Raw genomic sequence first — 9,817 nt, 5'->3', positions numbered from 1 at the left:
TAATCTAGCATTTGCTTAAAATTATGTTCGTAATGAATTAACTTTGAGTTTTTCTGCTGATTAAATGATAATTTTTATAGTTAGAATAAACTCCGAAAAGAAGTTCAAACCAACTTTATTTTTAGCATTCTTATCTCAGCAAAAATCCACACAAGTTGTTCTTTAGTTCTGATTTTAAATAGTGTCTCTTTACTGTCGTCCAGTTAAAGAGTTATATAACTAATAACTAAGCAATGTGCTTATTGTTATTAGCGAGCTGACTATCATATCATGTTAATTATGTTTGTCAAGCTTTTTTATAATTTGTTTCAGTAAGTTAAGACCTTGATTCAACTAAATTATTTAGTCTGTATCTCGCCCTATCCCTTAATGAGGTGCGTATTATAGACGGTTTGTTTTGGAAGTCAAGAAGTATTTTTATTTAATTTGAAGTTTTTATCTTAAAAGATTTGAACTTCTTATCAAACTTGCTAGCTGCTAACCTAACCGTTAATCGCTTAACTTGCTAAGTATCAGTGCCGCTCCTCGTTCCGATAGGGGCGTATTATACGCAGTTTAGTTTGGCCGTCAAGCTTAAATTTGGGTTTATTTTGGCTTGGTTCGAACTGTTATAGGTATATGTATAATTATCAATAACTTAAAGTGAAAATACTTATTTTGTACTCTTAACCTTTTTTATTAGTACTGTTGTTTGCGCGATTGGCTGCCATCGGTGTTATTTACCCTGATAGTTAAAGCTAAGGTTATGAAGACTTTGTTATGTCATTCCTATATAGATAAGTAATTGACTCTCAACCTTATATATTACCGGTTATAGATGGCTGGTTTTAATCTATAGTTATAAGGCACAATTTAGGGCGCTACCCCTTACTATCTAGTGTTTATAGCTGGTTTTTGCTATAGTAAGCGCTTTATGGCATGGCACGCTTACTTTAGCCTTTAACCGTATTTAAAGTCTAGTTTGCAACACTTATTGATAAATGTCTTCTTACTATTGAGCTTTGTAATAGTTATACCTATATAGGAAGCTAAATAATAAGCGTATTGAGTAGTGCCTATCCAATATACAACAACGATATCTCACAACTTGTGAATACAATTAATGCGGTCTGACGGTCATATGATTGATGGTTGCAATCATCACTGCTAAAGGACCCAAAAAGGTGAATAGATTATGGTAGCGATTACTTTACCCGATGGTAGCGTAAAAGAGTTTGAAGGCAACACCACGGTTATGGAAGTGGCGCAAAGTATTGGCGCAGGACTTGCCAAGGCGACCGTTGCTGGACGCGTAGATGGTCATCTGGTAGATGCCTCCGACCCTATTACCCAAGACGCAGCGGTTGAAATCGTTACCCCAAGAGATGCTGATGGTGTCGATATTATTCGTCACTCCTGCGCGCATCTGCTCGGTCATGCGGTCAAGCAGCTCTACCCTGATGTGAAGATGGTTATTGGCCCTGTGATCGAAGATGGCTTTTATTATGACATCTATAGCGAGACGCCTTTTACGCCTGAGCATATGGAAGCGATAGAAAAACGCATGATGCAGTTGATAAAGCAGGACTATGACGTCATAAAGAAGATAACCCCACGCGATGAAGTGATCAAGATATTTGAAGAGCGCGGTGAGGACTATAAGCTTAAATTAATCAACGATATGCCGGGCGAAGAGGCTTTTGGTCTGTACCATCATCAAGAGTACGTCGATATGTGCCGTGGGCCGCATGTGCCAAACACACGGTTTTTGAAAGTGTTTAAACTCACTAAAATGTCTGGTGCGTATTGGCGCGGTGATGCCAAGAACGAGCAACTGCAGCGTATCTATGGTACAGCGTGGGCAGATAAAAAAGATTTAAAAGCTTATATCCAGCGTATCGAAGAGGCAGAAAAGCGCGATCATCGCAAGATCGGTAAAGCGCTTGATTTGTTTCATATGCAAGAGCAAGCGCCGGGTATGGTGTTTTGGCATGCTAATGGCTGGACCATTTATCAAGTCCTTGAGCAGTATATGCGCAAGGTACAGTACGATAATGGCTATGAAGAAATTAAAACCCCGCAAATCGTTGATCGTAGCTTGTGGGAGCGTTCGGGACATTGGGGCAACTATGCCACCAATATGTTCACCACTTCGAGCGAAAACCGTGATTATGCGGTTAAACCTATGAACTGCCCTTGCCACGTGCAAGTATTCAATCAAGGATTAAAGTCTTATCGTGAGCTGCCACTGCGTATGGCAGAGTTTGGCTCTTGCCACCGTAATGAGCCATCAGGCTCCTTGCACGGTTTGATGCGAGTACGCGGCTTCACTCAAGATGATGCGCATATTTTCTGTACACAAGCACAAATCCAAGAGGAAGTCGCAGAGTTTATTAAGCTAACTTTGGCAGTATATGAAGACTTTGGCTTTGATAATATCATTATGAAGCTCTCCACCCGACCAGAGAAGCGCGTTGGTAGTGACGAGTCTTGGGACTTTGCCGAAAAAGCACTGGCAGATGCGCTTGATAGTTCAGGTCTCGATTGGGAATATCTACCGGGTGAAGGTGCGTTTTATGGCCCTAAGATTGAGTTTAGTCTCAAAGACAGTTTAGGTCGCGTTTGGCAATGCGGTACCATTCAGGTCGATCCGAATATGCCAGAGCGCCTTGATGCAGAATTTGTCAATGAGCAAAACGAGCGCGAAACCCCTATTATGCTACACCGTGCCATTCTTGGCTCCTTTGAGCGCTTTATCGGTATTTTGATCGAAAACTACGCCGGTTGGATGCCGGTATGGCTTGCCCCGCAGCAAGTAGCTGTGATGAATATCACCGATAAACAAGCAGATGCTTGCGAAAATGTGGTAAAAGAGCTCAAAAACGCAGGTATTCGTGCTGTCAGTGACTTGCGTAACGAAAAGATTGGTTTTAAGATACGAGAGAAAACATTAGAACGTATTCCCTATATGCTAGTATTAGGGGATAAAGAAGTTGAATCGGGCAGTGTCAATGTCCGAACACGTGAAGGTGAGAACCTCGGCGTGATGAGTGTTGATGATTTTATAGCATTAGTACAGACCGCTGTCAGCAAAAAAGGCCGACAGACCCCAAAAACAGATGAGGAGTAATACCTATTAAACAGTCCAACCGTTTAAATATTAATGAAGATATTAACGTCAAAGAAGTCCGTCTAGTCAAAGAAGATGGCGAGCAGATGGGTGTCGTTGATATCGAAACTGCCCTAAATGCGGCACGTGAAGATAATTTAGACTTAGTCGAATTGGTTCCAGATGCCAAACCGCCCGTGTGTAAGATCATGGATTACAAGCACTACCTCTATGATCAAAAGCAAAAGGCAAAAGAGGCGAAGAAGAACCAAAAGCAGACTCAATTAAAAGAGATGAAACTGCGTCCGAGTACTGAAGAGGCTGATTATCAGGTCAAACTGCGTAAAATCGTCAGCTTCTTGGAAGATCAGGATAAAGTTAAAGTCAGCATTCGCTTCCGTGGTCGTGAGATGGCACACCAAGAGCTTGGACGTGCACAGCTTGAGCGCATCATCGAAGATACCGCTGAGATCTCTAATGTCGAGCAGCCGCCAAAGATGGAAGGTCGACAGATGGGTATGCTACTAGGCCCCACTAGAAAAAAATAAGCCGATAGCGCCCCTCATTTTATAACGTCTTTGTATTTTTTGACCATCAATATGCGTACGTGTATTGGTGGTTTTTTGCTTTAAGAGCCTATTTTGGCAACCTTTTTTATCAAACTATAACCGAAATGATAAGCAAACCTGAGCCCTTAAGTGTAAGATAAATCATAACTACAATAACTTTATTATAAATTTGAGAAGCATTATTCACTTTAGCCATTATAGGACTTTTTATGCAAGAACTAACGCCACCTGAAAACTCGTCCACTCCTAGTATTTCTCTGACACCGCCTGAACCAGTCAAATCAGTTGATACCAGCGAAGCGGATCAAATGGTCAAGCTCGATAAAAGCCAGATCCCAGAGCTGGATGCCAAGGTCGATGCTTTTGTTGATCATGTGCTTACTAACTCTGCTAATAGTCCTGAATTTCAGCAAAACGTGCAATCTATTCATAACCTAGGCTCCAAAGAGATTCGTGAGTCCGCGCAAGTCTCCAATCGCATGCTAGACTTGCCTGCAAAAAGTCTCAACGATGGCTTATTTGACAGCTCACCCATTGCTAAATCCTTGACGGAGCTGCGCGGCATTGTGGAGGATTTAGACCCAAGCAAAAAGCAATTGACCAGCTCGCGTAAGCTGTTTGGCCTCATTCCATTTGGTAATAAAGTCCAAGACTACTTTCGTCAATATGAGTCCGCGCAGTCGCATATTAACGCCGTCGTCACAAGCCTTTATAATGGTAAAGACGAGCTACTCAAAGACAATGCCACGATTGAGCAAGAAAAAGTCAATATGTGGGAGCTGATGCAATCGATTCGTCAGTACATCTATGTCGGCAAAAAGATCGATGAGCAGTTAGAACAAAAGATTCACGCTATAGAAGCGACTGATCCTGAAAAAGCACGTATTATTAAAGAAGAGATGCTGTTTTATGTGCGTCAAAAAAACACAGACTTTTTAACCCAACTCGCGGTTAACGTCCAAGGATATCTAGCGCTTGATACCATTCGCAAAAATAACTTGGAGCTGATCAAAGGCGTGGACCGCGCGACGACGACGACAGTATCAGCACTACGCACCGCCGTCGTAGTAGCACAGGCGATGACCAATCAAAAACTGGTACTCGATCAAATCACCGCACTTAATAAAACGACTAGTAGCTTGATTGAGTCGACCTCAGAGATGCTCAAACGTCAGTCTGGTGAGATCCATGAGCAAGCCACTAGTAGCACCATTGAGCTTGATAAATTACAAAACGCCTTCAATAATGTCTATGAGACGATGGATATGATTAGTAATTATAAAGTTGAAGCGCTTGAAAACATGAAGCAGACGGTCAATACTTTGACCAGTGAAGTCGACAAAGCGCAGAAATACCTCGATAAATCGAATCAGACGACAGTATTAGAAGTGTCAAAAGAGCTTGATAGTAAACAGATAGCAGATAAGTCTGGTATCGATATCTAAAAATGCACTATTTAAGCAACTGCTCATCTCTACAAGCTGTCTCTACTGTCAAAAACTTCTGATACGCTCATTAACTGAGCGTATCCCTATAGCTATCACACTTAACACAAACAATTGACGTAAGATATTGTCTACTGGTTCGTGTTAAGATAGCCCCTATTAATAATTTTAAAAATAGATACGGTAATTTATGAGTTGGAATGATCCAAACGCCTCAAGTGAGGCACAACGCTATGACAATCCTATTCCCAGTCGTGAGCTGATTCTGAGCACGATTAGTGATAATAGCGATGTTACGCACAAAGCATTAGCTAAAATCTTCGGTATCGAAGATCCTGACCAGTTCGATGCGCTAGGTAATCGTCTAAAAGCGATGGCGCGTGATGGACAAGTCAATCGTGAAGGTCGACCTTATCGTTATCGTCCAGTGACTCAGCACGATATTGTCAGCGGTACAGTTTCAGCGCATCCAAAAGGCTTTGGTTTTGTGGTGCTCAATGATATGCCAGATCTTTTCTTGCATGAAAAACAGATGCGTTGGGTGTTCAATGGCGATTCTGTTGAGGCTATAGGTACTTCTACGGACAATCGCGGACGTACTGAAGGCCGTATTATCGATATCACCTCGCGTCAACAAAATCAGTTCATCGGAACACTTGCCAAAGATGAAGAAGGTTACTGCGTAGAATTGGGTAGCCCTAACAGTCATCAACCTATTACCTTGGCAGATGACCACGTCGATGCTTTGAATGTCAAACAAGGCGATCCGGTCAAAGTCGATATCATTGATTGGCCAAACCAGCATGAGTTTGCGACTGGCAAGATCACTGAAGTGCTCAATGACGATAACGATCGCGAGCTGATTATTGAGACCACTTTACTCAATTATGATATTCCACATGAGTTCAGCGAAGCCACGCTTAAGCAAGCCAATGACTATAAAGAACCCACCGAAAAAGACACTAAAGGTCGGACTGACCTGCGTGGTCTGCCTTTAGTAACTATCGATGGTGAAGATGCACGCGACTTTGATGATGCCGTGTTCGCTGAGAAGCGCTCTGGCGGTAACTACCGGGTACTAGTCGCTATCGCTGATGTTAGTCACTATGTAACGCCGAACTCACCGCTCGATGTTGAGGCCTATGAGCGTGGAACATCGGTGTATTTCCCGCACCGAGTGATTCCGATGTTGCCTGAGGTACTCTCAAACGGTTTATGTTCATTGAACCCTAATGTCGACCGCTTATGTATGGTCGCCGATATCAAAGTCTCACGTGCTGGCAATGTCACCGGTTATGAGTTTTATCCGGCGGTGATGAACTCACAAGCACGTCTGACCTATAACCAAGTCAATGACTACTTTGCTGATCCAAAGGATGACAGTATTCCTAAGTCGCTCACAGGTAATAAAGCGGTCAAAAAATCTGTCGATACCTTGCATCAGCTCTATGATCTACTGCTCAAAAAGCGTGAAGAGCGTCATGCTATGGAGTTTGAGACCGTTGAGACTTATATCAAGTTCAATGAAGAAGGCGGTATTAAAGCGATTGTACCGCGTACGCGCGGCGATGCTCATAAACTAATCGAAGAGTGTATGCTGCTGGCGAATACTTGCGCGGCAAACTTTGCGCTCAAGCATGATCTGCCGGTACTGTACCGTAATCATGATAAACCAGATCAAGAAAAGTCGATGCGTATCCATGAATACGCCAAAAACTTCGGTTTGCCCTTCCCAGAAGAGAGCCCGACGCAGGCCGATTATCAGCGCCTGATTGAAGCAACCAAAGACCGTCCTGATGCGATTAGCATTCATAGCATGCTACTACGCTCGATGATGCAGGCCAATTATGCGCCTGATAATATCGGTCACTTCGGCTTAGCGTACGATGAATACAGCCATTTTACCTCGCCGATCCGTCGCTATCCTGATTTGATGTTGCATCGCGCGATCAAAGCAAAAGTTACTAAGACTCAGCAGCCGGTTATGGACTTTTCTTTGGAGGGAGCAGGCACGCAAACTTCAGATACTGAGCGCCGTGCGGAAAGAGCTTCACGCTATGTCGAGTCGTGGCTCAAGTGTCACTACATGAAAGATCATGTCGGTGAAGACTTCGAAGGTGTAGTCACGAGTGTCACAAACTTTGGTCTGTTTGTGACTTTGTCTGATTTGTTTATTGATGGTCTAGTGCACATCTCTAATGTTGGTGATGACTTTTTTGTCTATGACGAGCAGCAACAACAGCTGATTGGTAAGGACAAAGGTACGGTATTTGGTTTGGGCGACTCGGTAAAAGTCAAAGTCGCTGGCGTCAATATGGACTTATTGCAAATTGATTTTGATCTGTTAGAAAAATTAAAATCAAGTCAGATGAACCAAACGAAGAAAGACTCTTCCAAAAAGAGTCCGGTCAAAAAGACCAATGGTCGTAGCAGTAGTAAAAGCAAAGGTAATAGCAAGAAAAGCTAAGCAGCTTTGGTAATTGATAAATTTAGAGACAAATAAAAAGGCTAACTCGAAGTTAGCCTTTTTATTTGTCTCTAGTTTCTAGCTATCATTAATTCACAATAAGACAAAAAACGTGATGGCGCATCGAGCGATAACAGCATGCCAGTAAAGGTTATACCAGTAGCAGGTATTATAAGCACACTCTTTTATTTAGAGTTCACTATACATAGTATAGAGCACAGATTGCCTTACTGAGCGCTATTCATCTGTTCTAAACGCTGCTGTTCAACGTCTTGAACTTGCTCTATTTGAGCAGTAGCATTATCAATGATGGCTTTGGGTTTTTCGCCTAGTGGCTGTGCTGAGTTACTGTCATTCTCCTCATCACCATTTTTAACTACCTCGGAATCAGTATCTATGAGCGCAGCTCTGTTCTTTTCATAGAAGTAACTGCTGACAATATTGTAGCCAAACAACATCAAAATAGTAGCAAGGGTTAAGGCAATTAGGTGTTTTTTTTGCATAGGTATTCCCTCAAATAATATTTTTTCACTCTCAACTTTATTTAACAGCGGCTGCATCTACAAGCTGTGCTTGCTAAATGCTACTGCCATATTGCTTAGCTATTCTTGCGGACTATTACTATTTAATAAGTCCGTTTCATCTGAATTTTCAGCAATCTCTTGCTCAACTTTTTCCATTAGCTTGGCATCTGGTCTTGCGTCGAGCACCTCGTCTGCATTACGGCCTTGCAGGATATATTTAGCACGGGCTTTTGCGCGCTTTTTCTCCTCATCATCTTCTATTACGTCGCTAAGCTCAACGTCTTCGACAGACTCTGGGTTAACCGGAGTAATGCTCATATCTGACTTATTTGCACTGTCATCCGCTTTTTCTCCTTGTCCCATCTCTAGCGCTTTTTCTACTTTATCGTTGAAGCGCAGGCGATAAATGGGTTCAGGTAAGCTAAAGCCTTCGTTTTCAAGCGCGTGTTTTGTCTCGCGAATGGCGATACTGCGAGCCTTGGCAAAATCAGTTTCGGACTGATTGACCCAGACCTGGAACTCTAGAATGATATTAGAATCGCCAACATTATTAATAACCGCAATGGCTTTTGGTTCATCCAGTACAAACTCTAAAGTATGAATAGCATCTAAACCAACCTTTATTGCTGCTAGTGGATCGTCATTGGCATCCACGCCAAGCTCAAAGGTAAAGCGCCGTTCGGGGTTTTTGGTGTAGTTAAGAATCACCCCCTTAAACACTTCGGCGTTAGGGATACGTAGCTGATTACCATCTAAAGTCATCAGAATCGTCGCCCTTGAAGTCAGGCGCACGACGATACCTTCTAAGTCATTGATAACCACCTGATCGCGCGCGCGAAAAGGTTGGCGAATACTAAGCATCAAGGAGGCAATATAATTCTCAATAGTGTCCTTAACCGCAAAACCCACGGCAATACCAATCACCCCTGCCCCGCCAAGCAATGTACCTAAAATCGTCTCAGCACCGATTAAGCTCAGCGCTAATATCAGACCAAAAATAATAAAAATCACCTTTATGGTCTGCGCAAGCAGCTCTGCCACAAAAGGATTGGGGGTGACGCGCTGCCACATACTTTTGCGATTAGACAAAAAGCTGCCAAACCAAGCAACAATGGCGAAAATAACAATACCCACTAACAGTAGCGGTAAGGCTTTGATTAGGTTTCTAAATTGGTTTTTTAGGCCTTGATAGACGGTGCTGACATTGTCCTGTACATCAAGCGTACGCTCTATCTTATCTTCAACGGTGACGACATCAGTGATACGATTGGTTAGGTTAATCGCTTGTTGGGCTTTTTTTTCATTGGCGGTCTCGCCTGTGAGCGTCACTACTCCTTGAGTCACGCTGATACTAACCGCTTGCAGACCATCAATCTCAGAAAATATCCCTTGGATACGCTGACGAATGTCATTATCTTTTTTGGGGGTAGGTTTAGTCTCAATCTCAGCGTTATTGGTACTCTCGCCCATAATGACCGGTGGCTTAGGTTGCGCATCCGCCGTGCTACTATCGCCAGATTCACTTGCTTCGGCCTCACTATTGACGCCCAGCGCTGTCGCCACTTCAGCCAGCTCAGCTTCGGCAGCATAGGCTGAGACGCCAAATACTATAACGCATACTAAAAGTAGAAGATGTACACCACCTTTGAGCTTATTTGCTAATAAATGCTTATACTCTATGATCATAACTATCCTTGAGAAAATTCAGTCTTATTAGCTCAAAG

6 protein-coding genes are annotated in these 9,817 nt (G+C 42.9%); 4 read left to right on the top strand and 2 right to left on the bottom strand.

The window, feature by feature from the left end:
* The first annotated feature begins 1,174 nt into the window (after positions 1-1,174).
* The 4 genes from thrS (at position 1,175) to rnr (ending at position 7,569) form a co-directional block, all read left to right on the top strand.
* Positions 1,175-3,109, top strand: coding sequence for a threonine--tRNA ligase (thrS, locus tag W234_RS0104730; RefSeq protein ID WP_025645242.1), 1,935 nt, complete (start codon positions 1,175-1,177; stop codon positions 3,107-3,109).
* Positions 3,109-3,636: a translation initiation factor IF-3 gene (gene infC / locus W234_RS0104725; RefSeq protein WP_298979423.1), complete on the top strand. Its 528-nt coding sequence runs from the start codon at positions 3,109-3,111 to the stop codon at positions 3,634-3,636. The genes thrS and infC overlap by 1 nt, the downstream gene beginning before the upstream one ends.
* Positions 3,637-3,866: 230 nt before the next feature.
* Positions 3,867-5,102 (top strand): toxic anion resistance protein, encoded by a 1,236-nt coding sequence (locus W234_RS0104720; RefSeq protein WP_025645238.1) that lies wholly within the window; start codon positions 3,867-3,869, stop codon positions 5,100-5,102.
* 190 nt (positions 5,103-5,292) lie between these two features.
* Complete coding sequence (gene rnr, locus W234_RS0104715) at positions 5,293-7,569, top strand: ribonuclease R (protein WP_025645236.1); 2,277 nt, start codon at positions 5,293-5,295, stop codon at positions 7,567-7,569.
* Positions 7,570-7,796: 227 nt separating this feature from the next.
* Here the strand turns inward: rnr and W234_RS0104710 are convergent, their stop codons facing one another.
* On the bottom strand, positions 7,797-8,072 hold the full coding sequence (locus W234_RS0104710; protein WP_156923952.1) for a hypothetical protein: 276 nt from the start codon (positions 8,070-8,072) through the stop codon (positions 7,797-7,799).
* Between the two features lie 99 nt (positions 8,073-8,171).
* On the bottom strand, positions 8,172-9,779 hold the full coding sequence (locus W234_RS0104705; protein ID WP_025645233.1) for a mechanosensitive ion channel family protein: 1,608 nt from the start codon (positions 9,777-9,779) through the stop codon (positions 8,172-8,174).
* Positions 9,780-9,817: the final 38 nt, after the last annotated feature.

This window comes from Psychrobacter sp. TB15 (assembly GCF_000511655.1).
In the GTDB taxonomy this organism is placed as follows: domain Bacteria; phylum Pseudomonadota; class Gammaproteobacteria; order Pseudomonadales; family Moraxellaceae; genus Psychrobacter; species Psychrobacter submarinus.
Note: the sequence above shows the minus strand (reverse complement) of the source record. Positions and strands in the feature narration are given on the sequence as shown.

What these genes read in the sequence shown, in the direction of transcription:
- thrS (WP_025645242.1), top strand. Translation starts at nt 1,175, where the DNA reads ATGGTAGCGATTACTTTACCCGATGGTAGCGTAAAAGAGTTTGAAGGC.
- W234_RS0104720 (WP_025645238.1), top strand. Translation starts at nt 3,867, where the DNA reads ATGCAAGAACTAACGCCACCTGAAAACTCGTCCACTCCTAGTATTTCT.
- rnr (WP_025645236.1), top strand. Translation starts at nt 5,293, where the DNA reads ATGAGTTGGAATGATCCAAACGCCTCAAGTGAGGCACAACGCTATGAC.
- W234_RS0104710 (WP_156923952.1), bottom strand. Translation starts at nt 8,072, where the DNA reads ATGCAAAAAAAACACCTAATTGCCTTAACCCTTGCTACTATTTTGATG.
- W234_RS0104705 (WP_025645233.1), bottom strand. Translation starts at nt 9,779, where the DNA reads ATGATCATAGAGTATAAGCATTTATTAGCAAATAAGCTCAAAGGTGGT.